Origin of the sequence: Kitasatospora sp. NPDC058492, assembly GCF_042720685.1 — a bacterium.
Lineage (GTDB): Bacteria > Actinomycetota > Actinomycetes > Streptomycetales > Streptomycetaceae > Kitasatospora.
Window position 1 is genome coordinate 1 of sequence record NZ_JBHXMU010000108.1, and the last position, 17,929, is coordinate 17,929.

General features: G+C 73.3%; 15 protein-coding genes. 10 read left to right on the plus strand and 5 right to left on the minus strand.

All coding sequences use genetic code 11. The features are described 5' to 3' along the window. Positions 1-115: 115 nt before the first annotated feature. Positions 116-517, plus strand: coding sequence for a VOC family protein (locus ACFWPI_RS38285; RefSeq protein WP_363579370.1), 402 nt, complete (start codon positions 116-118; stop codon positions 515-517). Here ACFWPI_RS38285 and ACFWPI_RS38290 read toward each other — a convergent pair. Then, a complete protein-coding gene (locus ACFWPI_RS38290) occupies positions 478-918 on the minus strand; it encodes a DUF6191 domain-containing protein (RefSeq protein WP_380379867.1) in 441 nt (146 codons plus the stop codon). The genes ACFWPI_RS38285 and ACFWPI_RS38290 overlap by 40 nt on opposite strands. Before the next feature lie 39 nt (positions 919-957). Here ACFWPI_RS38290 and ACFWPI_RS38295 point away from each other — a divergent pair, with 39 nt between their 5' ends. The 5 genes from ACFWPI_RS38295 (at position 958) to ACFWPI_RS38315 (ending at position 8,059) form a co-directional block, all read left to right on the plus strand. After that, positions 958-1,716 (plus strand): dienelactone hydrolase family protein, encoded by a 759-nt coding sequence (locus ACFWPI_RS38295; protein ID WP_380337019.1) that lies wholly within the window; start codon positions 958-960, stop codon positions 1,714-1,716. A 321-nt stretch (positions 1,717-2,037) separates the two neighbouring features. Next, the gene (locus ACFWPI_RS38300) at positions 2,038-2,997 is read left to right on the plus strand and encodes an alpha/beta fold hydrolase (protein ID WP_380379864.1); all 960 of its coding nucleotides are present in this window, start codon (positions 2,038-2,040) and stop codon (positions 2,995-2,997) included. Between the two features lie 117 nt (positions 2,998-3,114). Continuing rightward, positions 3,115-5,301: a serine/threonine-protein kinase gene (locus ACFWPI_RS38305; RefSeq protein ID WP_380379861.1), complete on the plus strand. Its 2,187-nt coding sequence runs from the start codon at positions 3,115-3,117 to the stop codon at positions 5,299-5,301. Next, positions 5,298-5,600: a glutaredoxin domain-containing protein gene (locus tag ACFWPI_RS38310; protein ID WP_279634944.1), complete on the plus strand. Its 303-nt coding sequence runs from the start codon at positions 5,298-5,300 to the stop codon at positions 5,598-5,600. The genes ACFWPI_RS38305 and ACFWPI_RS38310 overlap by 4 nt, the downstream gene beginning before the upstream one ends. Before the next feature lie 821 nt (positions 5,601-6,421). Beyond that, complete coding sequence (locus ACFWPI_RS38315) at positions 6,422-8,059, plus strand: M4 family metallopeptidase (protein ID WP_380379857.1); 1,638 nt, start codon at positions 6,422-6,424, stop codon at positions 8,057-8,059. Positions 8,060-8,153: 94 nt separating this feature from the next. Here the strand turns inward: ACFWPI_RS38315 and ACFWPI_RS38320 are convergent, their stop codons facing one another. From ACFWPI_RS38320 to ACFWPI_RS38330, 3 genes are all read right to left on the minus strand, one after another. After that, the gene (locus tag ACFWPI_RS38320; protein ID WP_380379854.1) at positions 8,154-9,473 is read right to left on the minus strand and encodes an MFS transporter; all 1,320 of its coding nucleotides are present in this window, start codon (positions 9,471-9,473) and stop codon (positions 8,154-8,156) included. 336 nt (positions 9,474-9,809) lie between these two features. Continuing rightward, a complete protein-coding gene (locus tag ACFWPI_RS38325; protein ID WP_380379851.1) occupies positions 9,810-10,814 on the minus strand; it encodes an ABC transporter substrate-binding protein in 1,005 nt (334 codons plus the stop codon). Positions 10,815-10,873: 59 nt separating this feature from the next. Beyond that, positions 10,874-11,662 (minus strand): MerR family transcriptional regulator, encoded by a 789-nt coding sequence (locus ACFWPI_RS38330; protein WP_063349958.1) that lies wholly within the window; start codon positions 11,660-11,662, stop codon positions 10,874-10,876. Positions 11,663-11,981: 319 nt separating this feature from the next. Between ACFWPI_RS38330 and ACFWPI_RS38335 the strand changes: the two genes are divergently transcribed. From ACFWPI_RS38335 to ACFWPI_RS38345, 3 genes are read left to right on the plus strand one after another with little or no spacing between them, the layout of a single operon-like run. Then, positions 11,982-13,544: a flavin-containing monooxygenase gene (locus tag ACFWPI_RS38335; RefSeq protein ID WP_380379848.1), complete on the plus strand. Its 1,563-nt coding sequence runs from the start codon at positions 11,982-11,984 to the stop codon at positions 13,542-13,544. After that, positions 13,541-14,539 (plus strand): alpha/beta fold hydrolase, encoded by a 999-nt coding sequence (locus ACFWPI_RS38340; RefSeq protein ID WP_380379845.1) that lies wholly within the window; start codon positions 13,541-13,543, stop codon positions 14,537-14,539. The genes ACFWPI_RS38335 and ACFWPI_RS38340 overlap by 4 nt, the downstream gene beginning before the upstream one ends. Beyond that, positions 14,536-15,441 carry an SDR family oxidoreductase gene (locus tag ACFWPI_RS38345; protein WP_380379842.1) on the plus strand — a complete coding sequence of 302 codons (906 nt, stop codon included), beginning with the start codon at positions 14,536-14,538 and terminating at the stop codon, positions 15,439-15,441. Before ACFWPI_RS38340 ends, ACFWPI_RS38345 begins: the two co-directional genes overlap by 4 nt. A 114-nt stretch (positions 15,442-15,555) precedes the next feature. On the opposite strand, the gene ACFWPI_RS38350 is transcribed toward ACFWPI_RS38345, so the two are convergent. Continuing rightward, positions 15,556-17,010 (minus strand): PLP-dependent aminotransferase family protein, encoded by a 1,455-nt coding sequence (locus ACFWPI_RS38350; protein ID WP_380379839.1) that lies wholly within the window; start codon positions 17,008-17,010, stop codon positions 15,556-15,558. Between the two features lie 231 nt (positions 17,011-17,241). Between ACFWPI_RS38350 and ACFWPI_RS38355 the strand changes: the two genes are divergently transcribed. Beyond that, positions 17,242-17,838: a LysE family translocator gene (locus ACFWPI_RS38355; RefSeq protein ID WP_363367350.1), complete on the plus strand. Its 597-nt coding sequence runs from the start codon at positions 17,242-17,244 to the stop codon at positions 17,836-17,838. The last annotated feature ends 91 nt before the right edge of the window (positions 17,839-17,929 follow it).

Sequence of the window (17,929 nt, forward strand, 5' to 3'; positions counted from 1 at the left end):
CCGGACAGAACAACCGGAGGACAGCCCAGCAGGGCGTCAGTCAGTGGCAGAGCCACGACCACCAGGGACCCGGTTAGAACTATCAGTGTCAGTGGTATCGGCTAGGGTCGCGGCCATGATCGATTCGACGACGCGGGTCCGTATCGCCCGGCCCTCGCGCGACCTCGCGGCGGCCGAGCGCTTCTACGTCGGCGGCCTCGGCCTGGACGTGCTGTGGCGCACCACCGAGCGGGTGTCCGGCGAGCACGACCTGCTGATGGTCGGTCCGCCCGGCGGAGCCTGGCACTTCGAACTCACCCACGACCCGGAGAACCCGCTGGAGCCCACCCCGACGGTCGACGACCTGTTCGTCGTCTACCTCGGTGCGCCGGTGGACGACGCCCTGGTCGCCCGGCTGGAGGCCGCCGGCGGCACCCCGGTCCGGGCCCACAACCCCTACTGGGAGGAGTTCGGCGTGACGATATCCGACCCGGACGGCTACCGGCTGGTGCTCTGCTCCCGTGGCTGGGGGGCCTGAGCGCCTGTCCGACCCCGTCCGGTCTCACCGCCCGTCCCGCCCTTGCCGTGCAGCACCGCCACGCCCCGGTCCAGGTCCACGCCGAAGTGCGGCGGCGCTCCGACCTGGGCGTCGTCCCGCAGCGTCAGCTGTTCCCGCCGCTGTTCGACCTGCACCCGCTTGCCCGGGCTGAACAGCGCCTGCAACTCCTCCAGCCCGCCGCCCAGGCCCACCCCGGTGCTCCCGCCGCCCCGCCGCCAACGCCCCGACGACTCGCCCCGGATCTGCCACGCGATCAGGAGCATCAGCCCGATCACCGCCGCCGCCACGCACGCCACATCTACGATCACACCCATGTACGCCCAACGCCGGGCGGTCGCACCCGCGTTCCCCGCGGGCGCCGCGTCGGTGGCGGCGTCCACCCGCTAACCTGCCGCGCGAACCGAAGGAGACCCCTCACCATGACCGTGCGCGGAACCACCGTGGACATCCCGACGGCGGACGGCACCGCCGACGCCTACCTCGCCCATCCCGACGACGGGCGGGCCCACCCCGGAGTCATCCTCTACATGGACGCCTTCGGGCTCCGACCCCAGCTGAAGGACATGGCCGACCGGCTCGCCCAGGCCGGGTACGCCGTGCTGGTCCCCAACGCCTACTACCGGAACGGCCGCGCGCCGGTCGTCGAACTGCCGCCGCTGATCGACCTGGAGAAGGACCCGACGATCTTCCAACAGATCGGCCCGCTGCTCCTCAGCCTCACCCCCGAGGTGACCGCCCGCGACGCGGACGCCTATCTGCGTTGGCTCGCCGACTCCCCGCTCGTCTCGGACGGCCCGGTCGGCCTCACCGGCTACTGCCGCGGTGCGTTGCTCGCCCTGTGGACGGCCGCCAGCCACCCCGACCGGATCGCCGCCATCGCCGGGTTCCACGGCGGCAACCTCGCCACCGATGCGCCGGACAGCCCGCACCTGGGCGCCTCCCGGATCACCGCCGAGGTGTACTTCGGCCACGCCGACGAGGATCCGTCCATGCCCGCCGAGCAGATCGAACGGCTCGCCGAGGCCTTCACCGCCGCCGGTGTCCGCCACCGGGAGGAGGTCTACCCGGGCGCCGCGCACGGCTACACCCAGGCCGACACCACCCGCTACGACGCCGTCGCCGACGCGCGCCACTGGGAGGCGGTGCTCGACCTGTTCAAGCGGACCCTGTCGGCCTGAGCCACCGGAGGGCCGGGGCGGCGGGCGCGGCGTGGCCTGGTCCGCCCCGGCCTGGTCCGTGCAGGCGCGGGCCGGTGACGGCCTTGCGCCACAGCACCTCCTCTTCGTCCTCCAGTCGCGCAACGGACGCGAGGTGTTCGGGTCGGCGTGGAGCCGGGCGGTCAGGGTCTGGTGCCTGACAGCGAGTCCGGGCCCGGCCGTCGGCCGGGCCGCCGGGCGTCGGGGAGGTGCCCGGGACTCGTGGCAGTGGTGAGTAACGAACCCGCGTCACCCGGCACCACAGGCCGGGACCGGGCGGACGGATCCAGGGGGGAGCCGAACGTGCAGAAGACAGAGAACAGGCAGAACGCGCAGGAACCGTGGGGCACGCAGGACACGCAGGACACGCGGGACACGCGGGCCATGCGGGACGTGCAGGACGCCATCGGGCAGGCGCTGGCCGAGCGCGTCCCCGGCGGGGTCCGACAGGGCGAACTCGACCGTGGCGGGCGGGCATTGCGCTGGGTGGAGGCGGGGCGCGGCGGTCCGCCGGTGGTCCTGCTCGCGGGCTGCGGCACCTCGTCGCTGACCTGGGCGCCCGTGTTGCCCGAACTGGCCGCGCACAGCCGGGTCGTGGCGTACGACCGGGCCGGGCTCGGTGCCAGTGACCCCGATCGCGTCTCCGGCCCGTCGCTGGAGTCCCCGACCGGGGACCTGGCGGCCCTGGTGGAGCACCTCGGCGCCGGCCCGGCCGTCCTGGTCGGGCACAGCTGGGGCGGCCAGCTGGCCCAACTCCTCGCCTGGCGGCACCCGGAACTGGTGGCAGGCCTCGTCCTGGTGGACCCGGCGCACGAGGAGTTCCAGCCACCGACCGTCCGCGCCGCCGAGGCCGTCCTGTTGCGGGTGGGGCTACTCCGGGCGGCCTTGACGCCCGCCGCACGCCGTGCCGGGGGAGCTGTCGCGAGGGCCGAGGCGGCCGTCGAGGCACACCGTCACCAGCGGCTGACCGTCCTCGACGAGAACCGGCTGACGGTCCTCGCGGTCTCCGAGCTCCGGCGGCGGCGCGCGGCCGCGCGGCTGCCCGACGTGCCGGTGACCGTGCTGAGCGCGACCGACGGCCTGCCGGGGGCGATGCGCGCCCGCTGGACCGTCCTCCAGTCACACGTCGTCGCCGGCGCCGCGAAGGGGTCGCACATCGTCGTGCGCGGCGCCGGCCACCACGTCCACGCCGACCACCCGCAGGCCGTCGCCGCCGCCGTCCTGGAGGTGGTCGAGCACGCCCGGCAGGGCCGGGACAGCTGACGGCGGGGCCCTCAACCCCTGGCCGGACAGTGCCTGCTGACCGTTCGACCCCCTCTGGCACACTGGGGGGCCGAACGGCCCGCTGGGGAGGGTCATGACACACATGGGGGCGGGAGTATGAGGGGTCCGGGCGCCGTGCTCGGCGGGCGGTACACGCTGGTCGAGCGGATCGGCGGCGGGGGGATGGGTACGGTCTGGCGGGCCGACGACACGGTGCTGGCGCGGCCGGTGGCGGTCAAGATCCTGCACTCGGCGCTGTTCGAGGACGACACCTTCATCCAGCGCTTCCGCCGGGAGGCCCAACTGGTCGCCGCGATCGACCACCCGGCCGTCGTGGACGTCCACGACTACGGTGAGAGCGGCGGCGGTGCCGAGGGCCGGGAGGGCAGCGAGGGCGGCGAAGGCGGTGGCGCCGGGGAGCGCTGCGCCTACATCGTCATGGAACTGGTCGACGGCCGGCCGTTGGACCGGGTGCTCGCCGAGGAGGGCCCGATGCCTCCCGAGCGCGTCCTCGGTCTGGTCGCCGCCGCGCTGGACGGCCTGCACGCCGCCCACCGCCGGGAGATCGTGCACCGGGACCTCAAGCCGTCCAACCTGATGGTGCGTACGGACGGCCGGGTGACCATCACCGACTTCGGCATCGCCCGGGCGATCGCCAGCACCAAGATCACCGCCTCGCACGCGATCGTCGGCACCGCCCTCTACATGGCCCCCGAGCAGGCCGAGGGGACGGGCACCGGGCCGGCCTCCGACCTCTACTCGATCGGCGTGGTCTGCTTCGAACTGCTCACCGGGAAGCTGCCGTTCGTCGGCGAGAGCGTGTTGGAGGTCGCGCTCAAGCACGTCCGCCAGCCGGCGCCGGAGCTGCCGGGGGCCTTCCCGGCGGCGGTTCGAGAGCTGGTCGCGAAGGCGCTGGAGAAGAAGCCGGAGGACCGGTTCGCCGACGCCGCCGAGATGGCGGCCGCGGCCCGGGCGGCGATCGGCGCGAAGGACGCGGGCGCTGCGGCGGGTGCGGCCGGAGCCCCGGCCGACACCGGGACGGTCGACCTCAGAGCTGCGGCGGACGGGGGAGCGGCTGCGGGTGAAGAGGCCGGGGGTGGAGCGCCCGGGGGTGCCGGCGGGGCGAAGGCCGGTGCCGTGGTGCCGGTCGCGGACGGCGCCGACCAGCCCGCGTCGGGCGAGCGCCCGGCGTCGGGTGACGGCCCCGTGTCGGACGAGGTCGCGAAGGTGGGGCCGCAGCCGGTGACCGAGCCGGGCAAGCGCCGGTCACGTCGCGCACTGCTGGTGCCGGTGATCGTCCCCGTGGTCATCTCGATGGGCACGGCGACCGTCCTGCTGGTGGACCGCGGCCCCGGCCGGTCGGACGCGGCCGAGCCGCCCGCCGCCCAGCCGACCGTCGTCGTGACGGCCCCGGTGACCCCGGGCACGGGCACCCCGGCGGCCCCGGCCACGACGCCGCCCGCCACGCCGACACCCTCCGACACTCCGGTCGCGGCCCCGGCCGCCGACCAGCAGCCGAGCACCCAGAACCAGCCGGGCGCGCCCGTCCAGGCCCCCGCGCCGGGCGGCAACGGTGGCGCGGCGAGCCGGGGCACCGGCGCGGGCGCGGCAGGTGGCGGCAACGCGGCTGGTGGCGGTGGGGCTTCGGGCGGTGCCTCAGGCGGTTCTGCGGGAGGTGTCTCGGGCGGTTCCGCCGGCGGGGCTTCGGGCGGTCAGTCCAACCAGTCCGGCGGCGGGGGCGGGGGCGGCGCGGCAAACCAGCCCGCCAACCCCAATCCCAACCCGCAGCCCCCGGCCCAGAACGCGCCCGGTGGCTCCCCCGCCGGGGGCGGCTCCCCGTCCGGCGGCGGTTCTCCCTCGGGCGGCGGCAACCCGCCGGCCCCGCAGACCCCCACCCGGCCGCCGTCGTGCGGCGGCACCTCCTGGACCACCATCGTCAACGTGAAGGACGGCCGCCCGATCGGGATGGCCCGCGACGAACTGAGCGGCGACAACCCGATCGTGGTCGGCGGCGCGTCCCAGTACGGCTGGGTGCGGGCGACCAACCCCGGCTCCTGGATCAGTTTCAACGCCTGCAACAGCGGCGGGCCGCTGCTCGTCCAGACCATGGACGGCAAGGTCACCCTGAGCGGAGGCTTCAGCTTCCTGACCAACTGGACGGTGCGCAGCGGGTCCGCCCAGGGCTCCTACACGCTGGCCGACTACCAGAACCACAGCTGCATGACCGACAACGGCCCGGGGAACGCGGTCACCATGGTGACCTGCACCCCCGGCAACACGGCCCAGGAATGGCGGTTCCAGTGACAGCGACCGACGGAGCCGACGACGGCGTGGTCCTCTACTGGCGTCCGCTGTGCACGTTCTGCATGAACCTGCGCCTGGCGCTGCTCTTCACGCGCCTGCGCTACAGCCGGCGGTTCACCATGGTGAACATCTGGAAGGACCCGGACGCCGCCGCCTTCGTCCGCTCGGTCGCGGACGGCAACGAGACCGTGCCGACCGTCACCGTGGCCGGGCGACCGATGGTGAACCCGTCGATTCGCCAACTGCTCGCGGCGGTCCGGGAGTACGCGCCGGACGTGCTCCCGGGGAGGCCTCGCTGACCGGTCCGGGCGAGGAGCGGCACCCCTTTGCCCTCCCGACCTCGACCCCGACCCCGACGCTGCCGCTGCCGCTGCCACTGCCGCTTCTGCGACCGGACGGGCCCGGCGCCGGCGGCGGTTGAGCGCGTGTGCCGACCCGGCCCGGGTGTCCGTACGGGCAGGTCGCCCGGGAGTCGGGGCGGGCGAGCGGGGCGCCGCGGGAGCCGGGCGCCATCGCAGTTGTCGGTGGAGGAGGGGAAGTTGTGGGACACGGGGCCTTGTCGGCTCCGGTGCGCCCCAGGGTGTCGCGCTCAACTCACCGACTGCGCTGAGGAGTCGGGCGAACACGAGGTTCGGCGGCACTAGCAGATGGCCCGGCGGCGGGCAAGGGTGGCAGGTGGCGGGACCTCGCCAAGCGGATGTCAAGATTCCGTATGGGAAGTTCTACAGGGATGTAAAAGTCGATTCCGGCCCGCTCGGCTCCGCGCGCCGAATCGACGTTCGACGGTCGATCGGACATCGGCGCAGGCGGTCGGCCGTGGTTCGGGTGGGAACCCACTGCAAGGCGCGGTGAATTGCCCCGTTTTGCCCACCACTTGAGAGCCCCGGCGAGCTGGCGGGACCTGGCCAATCGCTGAAGTAGACCTGTCAATTCACCTGCTGGATTGTCATGCTTTTGGACAGCCCCGGCGGTAGCCCCCACCCCCACCCCTTGGTGGCTCGCCGCTCGACCGCCCGGGGTTTCAGCACGTCAGCGCCCATTCCGCCCCACAGGTGCCGACCCCGGCCCCCGGAACGCGGCGCGACCGCGTCCACACGCGGTTTCCCGGAAGGACTCGCACGTGAAGCGAAAGCTCGCAGCTGTCGCCGTACTGTCGGCCACCGCCCTGCTGACCGGTGTGATCCAGGTGAGCACCGCCGCCCAGGCCAGCCCCGTCGCCGGCCTCCAGACCCAGGCCGACCACCAGCACGCGGCCGTGCTCGCGCTGGCCGGCGGCCAGTCCGGCCCGCTCGCCAAGGCCCTCGCCCTCGGCGAGAAGGAGCGGCTCGTCGCCAAGGACGCCGTGGTCGACAAGGACGGCACCCGGCACCTGCGCTTCGAGCGCACCTACGCCGGCCTGCCGGTGCTCGGCGGTGACCTGGTCGTCCACCAGAAGGCCAACGGCTCGGTCAAGTCGGTCGACAAGGCGGTCTCCGCCAAGCTCGCGCTGCCGAGCCTGACCCCGCAGATCCCGGCCGACCAGGCCGCCACGCAGGCCACCGGCGCGGTCAAGGCCACCGTCGGGGTCACCCTCGACGCCGACGAGTCCCCGCTGGCCGACGTGCACCAGACCGGCAAGGCCGAACTGGTCGTCTGGGCGACCGACGGCAACCCGCGCCTGGCCTACCGGACCACCGTCGAGGGCGTGCGCGCCGACGGCACCCCGAGCAACCAGGTGCTCGTCACCGACGCCGCCACCGGCAAGGTGCTGTCCACCCACGAGAAGATCCAGACCGCCGCCGGCACCGGCAAGGGCGTCTTCGTCGGCCAGGTGCCGCTCACCACCGCGCAGAGCGGCTCCAGCTACTCGCTGAAGGACGACAGCCGCGGCGGCCAGTCCACCACCGACATGAGCAACGGAACCGCCGGCAACGGCTCGCTGTTCGCCAACACCTCCAACAACTTCGGCGACGGCACTGCCGGTAACCGCGAATCCGCCGCCGTGGACGCCCAGTTCGGCGCGGCCACCACGTGGGACTTCTACAAGAACACCTTCGGCCGCAACGGCATCCGCAACGACGGTGTCGGCGCCGCGAGCCGCGTCCACTACGGCTCCAACTACGTCAACGCCTTCTGGGACGACAGCTGCTTCTGCATGTCCTACGGCGACGGCAACGGCGACGCCGCCCCGCTCACCGAGATCGACGTGGCCGGCCACGAGATGAGCCACGGTGTCACCGCCGCCACGGCGAACCTCAACTACGCGGGTGAGTCCGGCGGCCTCAACGAGGCCACCTCCGACATCATGGGCACGATGGTCGAGTGGTACGCCAACCTGCCCTCCAACCCGCCGAACTACTGGATCGGCGAGCTGATCAACCTGAACGGCAACGGCACCCCGCTGCGCTACATGGACCAGCCCAGCAAGGACGGCCAGTCCGCCGACTCCTGGTCCGCCGACGTGGGCAACCTCGACGTGCACTACTCGTCGGGCGTGGCGAACCACTTCTTCTACCTGCTGTCGGAGGGCAGCGGCGCGAAGAGCATCAACGGGTTCGACTACAACAGCCCGACGGCCGACGGCTCCTCGCTCGCGGGCATCGGCCGGGACAAGGCCGCGCAGATCTGGTACCGCGCGCTGACCGTCTACTTCACCTCCACCACCGACTACGCGGGCGCCCGGGCGGGCACCCTCAGCGCGGCGGCGGACCTGTACGGCAACGGCAGCGCCGAGTACAACGCGGTCGCGGCCACCTGGACGGCGGTCAACGTCAACTGACAACCGCCTGAGTGGGCCCTGCCGAATCGTGGGTGCCGGCCGGCAGGGCCGTACGGCGGGGGCGACGGTGTGCGGACCACCGTCGCTCCCGCCGTCATGTGCGCGGGGCGCGGCGCACGGGCGCGGCGATGCGAGGTTGGGCGCCGGAACCGCCAGGCCGACCGTCAGACCGACCTTCGGTTGGAGCGGTTGGAGCGGTTGGAGCGGTTGGAGCGGTCGGAGTACGGCGGCGGTAGCGCTGTTCGGTCGCGGTGCACGCGGCGAGCAGCAGGGCGGCCGCCGCCGCGGCCGCGGTGATCGCGAACGGCGCGGCGGCCGCGAAGTGCGTGGTCGCCCAGCCGCCCAGGAAGGTGCCGGCCGACTGAGCCAGGATCAGCGCGCTGACCAGCGCCGCCATCGCCTCGCCCAGCCGGACGGCCGGCACCGTCCGCTCGACCAGGCCGAACATCGTGATCATCTGCGGTGCGACCGCCACCCCGAGGAGGCCCACGGCGGCGGTCAGGCTCCACAGGCTCCCGGCGGAGACGAGCAGGACGCAGGCGGCGGCGAACAGCAGCACCGTGCCCGCCCGCAACCGGGACGCCAACTCCCACCGGGCGGGCAGGCCCGCGGCGGCGATCCCGGCCAGGGAACTGGTGAACCCGATGAAGCCGTACAGCAGTCCGGCGGCGCCCGGCCGGCCCAGGGCCTCCGTGGTGGCGGTCACCCCGACCTGCACCGAGCCGAAACACGTGCCCAGCAGCGCCATCCCGGCCAGCAGCAGGACGTAGGGCACGGTGAGCAGCCGCTCGGCGGAGCGGGCCGGGGACTTCGGGATGCCGGGGGAGGCCGTCGGGTGCAGCGCGAACAGGGTCGCGCAGACGCCGGACAGTACGGCCGCCACGAGCAGGCCGACGGCGGGGGAGGCGACGGTGGCGAGGACCCCGACCAGTGCGGGCCCGGCGGTGAAACCGACCTCGTCGACGATCCCGTCCAGCGACAGCATGACGGAGGTCAACTCCGTTTCACCAGCGGCTAATCGGACCCACCGGCTGCGCGACAGCGGGCCGACCAGCGGGACGGACAGGCCGACCACGGCGGCAGGCGCGAGCTGCCAGCCGAGGGCCGACCCGCGTTGCGAGGCGGCCACCAGCGCCACCAGTGCCGTCGCGTTGACCAGCGCGGCGACCAGCCCGGCCGTCCGCTGCCCGCGGCGGTCCGCCAGCCGACCCACCAGCGGACCGCCGACCGCCTGGCCGACCGCCAGCGCACCGGCGACCAGGGAGCCGCGCCACACGCTGTCGGTGTTCCGGCTCACCAGCAGCAGGGTGCCGATCGGGCTCATCGCGTTCGGCAGCCGACCGAGCAGCGACCACAGCAGCACCCGACCGCCGGTCAGTTGTGCTGCTGTACGGAACTTCACGACCACGGACATCGGTACGCCCCCACACGGAGCCGGCGCGGGCGCCCGCCTCCCGTCACCGGCCCGACCAGGCGACAGCGACCTGCGGGTGAGCCTCGACGGTAGGGGTGCGCCCGGGGGGTGGGTAATCGGTCGATCGACCAGTGGCGTCGGGGGCGGGGGCGGGGCGGGGTTGGAGGAGTGGACAACGGGCGAGGCGTGAGAGGCCGCGGCGAACAGATGACAGATAACAGATTTCAACATCTGTTATCTGTCATCTGTCGGCCGTCATCTGTTCGCCGTCGTCTGTCGGGTGTCCGCCGCCGTCGGTCCGTGCGCCGCCGTCGGTCCGTGCGCTGCCGAGCGCGCTCAGGGCGCGAGGTCCTTCCGGATCTGGTCCAGGATCAAGCCGGCCCCGGTGTAGCCGATCCCGAGCATCCACAGATTGTCGTCGACCCGGAACACCCGGCCGGTGCGGACGGCGTCCAGGTTCTTCCACAGCGCGCCATCGGTGATCCTGCCCTGGTCGGACTTGGCCGCGTCCCCGTAGACCGAGTAGAAGATGACGTCGGCCGCCGCCTGGTCCACCTGCTCGGGGCTGATCTCGACCGAGAACCCGGGCTTGTCCTGGTTGGCGGGCCGGCCGAGCCCGAGGTCCTTGAACAGCGAGCCGACGAAGGTGTCGTTGAGGTACAGCCTGGTCGGCGCGCCCGCGAGGAAACGAGCCATCTCGACCCGGGTGGCGGCGGCCTTGGCCGGGCCGCCGAGTGCGGTGACGAGGTCCCGCGCCTTCGTCCGGTACGTCGCGTCGGCCGCATCGGCTTCGGCCTGCCGGCCCATCGCCTCGGCGTGCAGCCGGACGTTCTCCTTCCAGGTGGGCCCGGTGGTCTTGGACAGTACGGTCGGCGCGATCTTCGCCAGTTCGTCGTACCGCTTGTCGTCGCGCACCTGGTTGCTCAGGATGAGGTCCGGCCGCAGCGCCGCGATCGCCTCCAGGTTGGGCTGCCCGATGGCGCCGACGGCCTTCGTCGCGGCCAGCCGTTCGGCGGGCAGGTAGGCGGGGAAGGGTGCACCCTCGGTGACGGTGGTCGCGCCGACCGGCGTGAGCCCGAGGGTGACCACCGAGTCCAACGCGTCGGTGTCCAGCGCCACCACCCGGGTGGCCCGGGCCGGTACGGTGCTCTCGCCGCGAGCGTGCCGGACGGTCCGTGGGCCGGCCCCGCTGGATCCGCCGGAACCGCCTGGCCCGCCGGACCCGCCGGTCGAACCGGCGGACGGCGCTGGCGAGTTCGGGCCGCAGGCGGCGAGTGCGAGGCCCGGGGCGAGCCCGGCGGCGAGGCCGAGCGCGGCGCGGCGACTGAGGGGTCTGGGCATCGGCGGTTCCTCCAACGGGCGGGCAGGGCGCGGGAATCCCTGCCCTCCCGTTGGAGGGGTTACGCCTCGGTGTCGTTCTCCCGTCGCTGGCGCAGCAGTTCGTCGTACTCGGCGGGCACCCGCCGGTCCATCGCGAGGGCGAACTGCGCGTCGATGACCGTACGGGCCAGCGGCCGCACCCGCAGGATGCGTTCGGTGAGCCGGGCCGCCTCGCCGGGCGGCAGCGGGGCGTCGGCGGCGAGGGCGCCGAGCAGGTGCTCGCCGACCACGTCGATGAAGATCTCGGCGATGGCTTCCACGTGCTCCTGGGTGCGTCGGCTGGCGTCCAGCACCACGGAGAGCGGTACGCCCTCGGCGACGAGTGCGGTGGTGGCGTCCATCAGGCGGCGGCTGATGTGGGTGATCCCGTCGTCGTCGATCGTGATGTAGCCCTGGGCGATCGACTCGGCGGTGTTCTCCTCGGTGAGCTGGTCGTTGAAGACGGTCTTGAGTTCGTCCCAGTCCAGGCGCACCGGGGTCTCGTCCGACCAGGGGGCGACGATCGCGGCCTCCAGCCCGATCAGCTCGGCGACGTCCCGCCCGCTCTCGCCGGCGCCGATCAGTTCGGCGATGCCGCCCAGGGTGTGGCCGCGGTCCAGCAGTTCGCCGATCATCCGCAGCCGGGCCAGGTGCTCCTCGCCGTACCAGGCGATCCGGCCCTCCTTGCGCGGCGGCTGGAGCAGTTTGCGCTCGCGGTAGAAGCGCAGCGTCCGGCTGGTGATGCCGGCCGCCTCGGCCAGTTCCTCCACCCGGTACTCGCGTTTTCCGTCACCCGCAGCAGCTCTGACCTTGTCCACGGCGATCAGCATAGGTCCGCCACCTCCGAAGGCTCCCGGAATCCGGGTGGCCGCGCTTCTTCCATCCGGTGTCAGCAAGGGCTACCCTGCCAATCATGCCAGTGATTACTGGCGCGATTGGCGAGGCTCCGATGCCAGCCGTCGGGGGAGCCCTCTCGGCAGTACGGCAAGGCAGTACGCAGGGCGGTGCGCAGAGCATCATGCAGGGCAGCACCAGAGCGATACCGCGGCGTCGCCCGGGTGCATCAGGGCAACGCCAGGGCGGTACGAGAGCAGTCGAGCACAGTACGGCAGCGCGAAGATCATCGCCCCACCCTCAGGAGGAGGCCGCATGGCATCCAGCAGCAAGCGCCCCCGCCCCGGCACGTCCGGTGCCCCCGCGGCGGACGAGGCCGTCCCGCACGTTCGGGTGGCGGTGATCGGCTCCGGCTTCGGCGGTCTCGGCGCCGCGGTCCGGCTGCGCCGCGCCGGGATCACCGACTTCGTCGTCCTGGAGCGCGCGGACTCGGTCGGCGGCACCTGGCGCGACAACAGCTACCCCGGCTGCGCCTGCGACGTTCCCTCGCACCTCTACTCCTTCTCCTTCGCGCCCAACCCCGCGTGGCCGCGCAGCTTCTCCGGCCAGCCGGACATCCGCGCCTACCTGGAGAAGGTCGCCACCGTCTTCGGCCTCCGTCCGCACCTTCGGTTCAACACCGAAGTTCTGGAGGCGCGTTGGGAGGTCGAGCAGGTCCGCTGGCGGATCACCACCTCGGCCGGCCAGTGGACCGCGGACGCCGTGGTCTCCGCCGCCGGACCGCTGGCCGACCCGCAGATCCCCGACCTGCCGGGGCTCGGCACCTTCCCCGGCAAGGTGTTCCACTCCTCCCGCTGGGACCACGACTACGACCTGACCGGCAAGCGGGTCGCGATCGTCGGCACCGGAGCCTCCGCCGCCCAGATCATCCCGTCGATCCAGCCGAAGGTCGGCAAGTTGACGGTCTTCCAGCGCACGCCCGCCTGGGTCCTGCCGCGCCGGGACCGCGAGATCAGCCAGCTGGAGAAGTGGCTGCACGACCGCGTGCCGGTCACCGGGAAGATCCGCCGCGGCACCCTGTTCGCCCTCCGGGAGCTCCAGGTGGACGCCTTCGTGCGCCGCCCGGGAATGCTGCGCGTGGTCCAGCAACTCGCCGAACGCCACCTCGTCCAGGGCGTTCCCGACCCGGCCCTGCGCGCCAAGCTCACCCCGGACTACCGGATCGGCTGCAAGCGCATCCTGCTCAGCAACACCTACTACCCGGCGCTCGCCGCGGCCAACACCGAGGTCGTCGCCTCCGGCCTGCGCGAGCTGCGCGGCTCCACCCTGCTCGCCGCCGACGGCAGTGAGCACGAGGTCGACGCCATCGTCTTCGGCACCGGCTTCCACGTCACCGACATGCCCATCGGAGCCCGGGTGTTCGGCGCCAACGGCACCAGCCTGGCGGAGGAGTGGAAGGACGGCATGGAGGCGCTGCGCGGTTCGGCCGTGCACGGCTTCCCGAACCTGTTCTTCGTGATCGGCCCCAACACCGGCCTCGGCAACAGCTCGATGATCCTGATGATCGAGTCCCAACTGAACTACCTGATCGACGCGTTGACCACACTCGGGTCGATCGGTGCCACCGCGATGCAGCCCACCGCCCGGGCCCAGCGGCAGTGGAACCTCGAACTCCAGCACCGGATGGACCGCACCGTCTGGACCACCGGCGGCTGCCGAAGCTGGTACCTGGATCCGAACGGCAAGAACACCGTGCTCTGGCCCGGCTCCACCACCGCGTTCCGCCGCGCCACCCGCAAGGTCGACCTCGGCGAGTACGAACTGATCATGCGCGCCGGCCAGGACGCCGCCCCTGCCGTGCAGGAGGTGTCCGCATGAGCGCCGCCGAGCTGCCCGCCGAGTACGTCCCGCCGACGCCTGTCGAGGAGTTGAGCATCCGATCGGCGGACGGGATCCGGCTGCACGCCGAGGTGCACGGCCAGCCCGGGGCGCCCACCGTCGTGCTCGCCCACGGCTGGACCTGCTCAACCGCCTTCTGGGCTCCGGTGATCCGCCAACTCGCCGACTGTTACCGAGTGGTGGCGTACGACCAGCGCGGCCACGGGCACAGCGAGATCCCGCCGAGCCGGGTCCGCTACTCCACCCGGGCGCTGGCCGAGGACCTCTCCGCCGTCCTCACGCGGACCGTCCCGGCGGGGGAGAAGGCCGTCCTCGCCGGGCACAGCATGGGCGGGATGACCATCATGGCCGCCGGCGGCCGCCCGGAGATCGCCGACCGGACCGCCGCCGCCGTCCTGGTCTCCACCGGGCCGGGGGAGCTGGTGGCCGAACTCGCCGTGCTGCCCGAGGCGGTGCGTTCCCCGGGGCTGCGCCGCTTCCTGAACCGCCAGCTGCTGCGCTCCCGGCTGCCGCTCGGACCGGTCTCGCCGGTCAGCCGTGTCGCGCTCAAGTACGCGACCATGGGCCCGGGTTCGTCCGCCGGGCAGGTGGAGGCGACGGCCCGGATCGTGCACGCCTGCCCGACCGCCGTCCGCGCCAACTGGGCGGGCGTCCTCGACCGTCTGGACGTCCACGCCGGGCTCGCCCGGCTCGCCGCACCGACCGCCGTCGTGGTCGGCACCGCGGACCGGCTGACCCCGCCGGTGCACGCACACCGGATCGTTGCCGAACTCGCCGACCCGCAGGGGCTGTTGCTGCTTCCGGGGGTCGGGCACATGGCGCCGCTGGAGCGGCCGGTGGAGGTCGCGGCCGAGATCCACCGCTTGGCCGCCGCGTACCTGTCCGCCGCGCCCGCTTCCGTCTCCGCTCCTGCCTCCTCCGCCTCTGCCTCCTCGGCCTCTGCGCCCGTTTCCGAGAGGACCGCCGCCGTATGAACGCCATCCCGCCGTTGTCCGCACAGGTCGTCGTCGTCACCGGGGCCGCCCGCGGGGTCGGGGCTTCGCTCGCTCGCACGCTCGCCCGGCGCGGGGCCAAGGTCGCCCTCCTGGGGCTGGAGCCGGAGGAGCTCAAGGCCGTCGCGGCGCAGTGCGGCGCGGCCGCGACCAGTTGGGAGGTGGACGTCACCGACCTCGACGCGCTCGGCGACGCCGCCCGCCGGATCAAGGAGCACTACGGCCGGATCGACACCGTGGTCGCCAACGCCGGCATCGCCATCGGCGGGCCGGTGGCGGACAGCGATCACCGGGCGTTCAGCCGGGTGATCGAGGTCAACCTGCTCGGCAGCGTCGCCACGGCCAGGGCCTTCCTGCCCGCCCTCGTCGAGAGCCGGGGCTACCTGCTGCAGATCGCCTCGCTCGCCGCGCTCACTCCCGCGCCGCTGATGAGCGCGTACTGCGCCAGCAAGTCCGGGGTGGAGGCCTTCGCCCACTCGCTCCGCGCCGAGGTCGCCTACCAGGGGGTCAAGGTCGGTGTGGGATACCTGAGTTGGACCGACACCGACATGGTGCGCGGCGCCGACGAGGACACCGTGCTCAAGCAGATGCGGACCAGGCTGCCGTGGCCGGCCAACAAGACCTACCCGCTGGAGCCCGCGGTGGAGCGGATCGCCGCCGGCATTGCCCGGCGGTCCGCCCACGTCTACGCGCAGGCCTGGCTGCGCGGCATGCAGCCGGTCCGCTGGCTGCTGCCGAGCCTGATCGCGGCTGTCGGTTCGCGCGACGTCGCCCGGATCGCGCCCCAGCTCGCCGCCACCGCCGCCTCCCGGTTGCGCGCAGTCGGTGCCGGCGGGGCTGCGGACACGGCGGTGCGAGGCGGTCGGAGCGGCGCCGGCGACTGACGGCCGTCGACTGACAGCTGGCAGATTTCAACTGACAGATAACAGATAACAGATTTCAACAGCTGTTATCTGTTATCTGTCAGTTGTTCGTCCGCCTGGCCGCCCGCCCGCCCGTCACTCCATCCACTCCTCCGCCGTCCCCCGCGCGATCCGCGCCAGCGTCTCCAGTGCTTGCGCCAGCACGGGCAGCGGCGGCGAGGCCAGGGCGACCCGGACGGCGGACGGGGAACGCCGGGGGTCGGCGGCGAACGCCGCCGCGGGTGTGACGGCGATGCTCGCCCGCGCCGCCACCGCGACGAAGGTCTCCGCCCGCCAGGCCGCCGGCAGCTCCCACCACAGGTAGTACGAGCAGGGGTCGGCCCGGACGCGCTGCCCCGCCAGCGCCTCGCGCGCCAGCAGCTGACGCGCGACGGCGTCGGCGCGCTTGGCCGCCGCGACCTCGGCCACGGTGCCGTCCCCGATCCAGCGCACGGCCGCCTCCAGGGCGAACCCGCTGGGCGTCCAGCCGCCCGAGCGCAGTGCGCCCGCGATCCGTTCGCGCAGCGCGGCGGGGACGACCGCGAACCCGGTGGTCAGCCCGGGCGCGAGCCGCTTGGAGAGGCTGTCGACGAGGACGGTGCGTTCCGGTGCGAGGCTCGCGAGGGCGGTCAGCTCCGGGCGGAGGAAGGACCAGATCGCGTCCTCGACGGCCGGCAGGTCGAGGCGGCGCAGCTCCTCGGCGAGGGCGGCCGTCCGCTCGTACGGCAGGCTCCCGCCGAGCGGGTTCTGCAGCCTCGGCTGGACGTAGACGGCGCGCAGCGGCGCGGCCCGGTGGGCGGCGGCCACGGCGTCGGACAGAAGTCCGTGCTCGTCGACGGCCAGTGGCACGAGCGTGATGCCCAGTCGCTGGGCGACGGCCTTGACCACCGGATAGGTCAGCGCCTCCACCCCCAGCCGGTGGCCGGGCGGCACCAGCGCGGACAGCGCCGCGGCGATGGCCTGCCGTCCGTTGCCCGCGAACAGCAGCTCCTCCCCGGCGATCTCCGGGGCGACCTCCGGGGACCCGCCTGACGGGTCCCCGCCCGTCCGATCCCCAGCCGACGGGTCCCCGCCCGCCCGGTCCCCGCCCGCCCGGTGCCCGCCCGTCCGGCGTTCGTCGGACAGCAGTGCCGCGAACGCCTGCCGGGCCGTGCCCGTCCCGGCCGCGCCCACCGGCGCGAGTGCGGCACCCAGCGCGTCCGCCCGGAGCAGCGGTGCCAGTCCGGCGGCCAGGAGTGCGGCCTGCTCGGGGACGGCGGGGTAGTTGAGTTCCAGGTCCACCGGCGCGCGGGCCGGTTCGGCGAGTGCCACCTGCCCGCCGGTTGCCCCGCCGCCGGCCCCCTGCCCGGCCCGGACGAAGGTGCCGCGCCCGACCTCCCCGGTGGTCAGTCCGCGCCGGGTCAGTTCCCGGTAGACGCGCCCCGCCGTGGAGTTGGCGATGCCCCGGCTGCGGGCGAAGGCGCGCTGGGTGGGCAGTTGCTGGCCGGGTCGCAGCCGCCCGCCGGTGATGGCGTCGGCGATCTCGTCGGCGATCAGGCGGTAGTCGTCCATCGGCGGGACCCCTCCACGCAAGGTGATGGCATTGCACGGCATCGCATCGGCATTGCACCGAGTGCAAAGTCATCATTGCATTGAGATCGACGCCGGGCCTAGCCTCCTCGCATGGAAGCACTGACCCCCGCCGCTCCCGTCGCATCCGCCTCGTTCGACCTGCCCGCCGCATCCGCCCTGTCCGCCGTGGGTGGGCATGCCGTGCTCGGGATCGCCGCCGTGGCGCTCGGGATGGTGCTGACACCGGGGCCCAACATGATCTACCTGGTCTCCCGGTCGATCGCCCAGGGCCGCCGCGCCGGGCTGCTGTCGCTGATCGGGGTCGCGGCCGGCTTCCTGGTCTACCTGGCCGCGGTGACGGCGGGCGTGGCCGCCGTGTTCTCGGTGGTGCCCGCCCTCTACACCGCGATCAAGCTGGCCGGCGCCGGCTACCTGCTGTGGCTGGCCTGGAAGGCCGTCCGGCCGGGCGGTACGGCGGTGTTCGCCCCGCAGCAGCTGCCGCCGGACCCGCCGCGCCGGCTGTTCGCCATGGGCTTCCTGACCTGCCTGCTCAACCCCAAGATCGCCATCATGTACATCTCGCTGCTGCCCCAGTTCGTGGCGCCCGAGCGCGGTCACGTCGCGGTGCAGAGCCTGGTGCTGGGGCTGACCCAGATCGTGGTGGCGGTCACCGTCAACGGGCTGATCGCGGTGAGCGCGGGCGGCATCGCGTCCTTCCTCAACCGCCGTCCCGCCTGGCTGCGGTTCCAGCGCTATGCGATGGGGACGGTCCTCGGCGGCCTCGCCGTCCACATCGCCGCCGACCGCGCCAAAGCCGTGGCAGCCTAGGCCCAATGCCAGTGACTTTAGGTTGTGTCGTGCTGGGTGACGGTGACTGTTGCCGGTTGTGGTGGTGGCCAGTTGTGGTGTTGGGCGCGTT

Excerpts from the sequence above, each read along its gene's own strand:
- ACFWPI_RS38320 (WP_380379854.1), bottom strand. The coding sequence starts at position 9,473 with ATGTCCGTGGTCGTGAAGTTCCGTACAGCAGCACAACTGACCGGCGGT.
- ACFWPI_RS38335 (WP_380379848.1), top strand. The coding sequence starts at position 11,982 with ATGGCATCCAGCAGCAAGCGCCCCCGCCCCGGCACGTCCGGTGCCCCC.
- ACFWPI_RS38305 (WP_380379861.1), top strand. The coding sequence starts at position 3,115 with ATGAGGGGTCCGGGCGCCGTGCTCGGCGGGCGGTACACGCTGGTCGAG.
- ACFWPI_RS38355 (WP_363367350.1), top strand. The coding sequence starts at position 17,242 with ATGGTGCTGACACCGGGGCCCAACATGATCTACCTGGTCTCCCGGTCG.
- ACFWPI_RS38330 (WP_063349958.1), bottom strand. The coding sequence starts at position 11,662 with ATGCTGATCGCCGTGGACAAGGTCAGAGCTGCTGCGGGTGACGGAAAA.
- ACFWPI_RS38285 (WP_363579370.1), top strand. The coding sequence starts at position 116 with ATGATCGATTCGACGACGCGGGTCCGTATCGCCCGGCCCTCGCGCGAC.
- ACFWPI_RS38340 (WP_380379845.1), top strand. The coding sequence starts at position 13,541 with ATGAGCGCCGCCGAGCTGCCCGCCGAGTACGTCCCGCCGACGCCTGTC.
- ACFWPI_RS38295 (WP_380337019.1), top strand. The coding sequence starts at position 958 with ATGACCGTGCGCGGAACCACCGTGGACATCCCGACGGCGGACGGCACC.
- ACFWPI_RS38345 (WP_380379842.1), top strand. The coding sequence starts at position 14,536 with ATGAACGCCATCCCGCCGTTGTCCGCACAGGTCGTCGTCGTCACCGGG.
- ACFWPI_RS38350 (WP_380379839.1), bottom strand. The coding sequence starts at position 17,010 with ATGGACGACTACCGCCTGATCGCCGACGAGATCGCCGACGCCATCACC.
- ACFWPI_RS38325 (WP_380379851.1), bottom strand. The coding sequence starts at position 10,814 with ATGCCCAGACCCCTCAGTCGCCGCGCCGCGCTCGGCCTCGCCGCCGGG.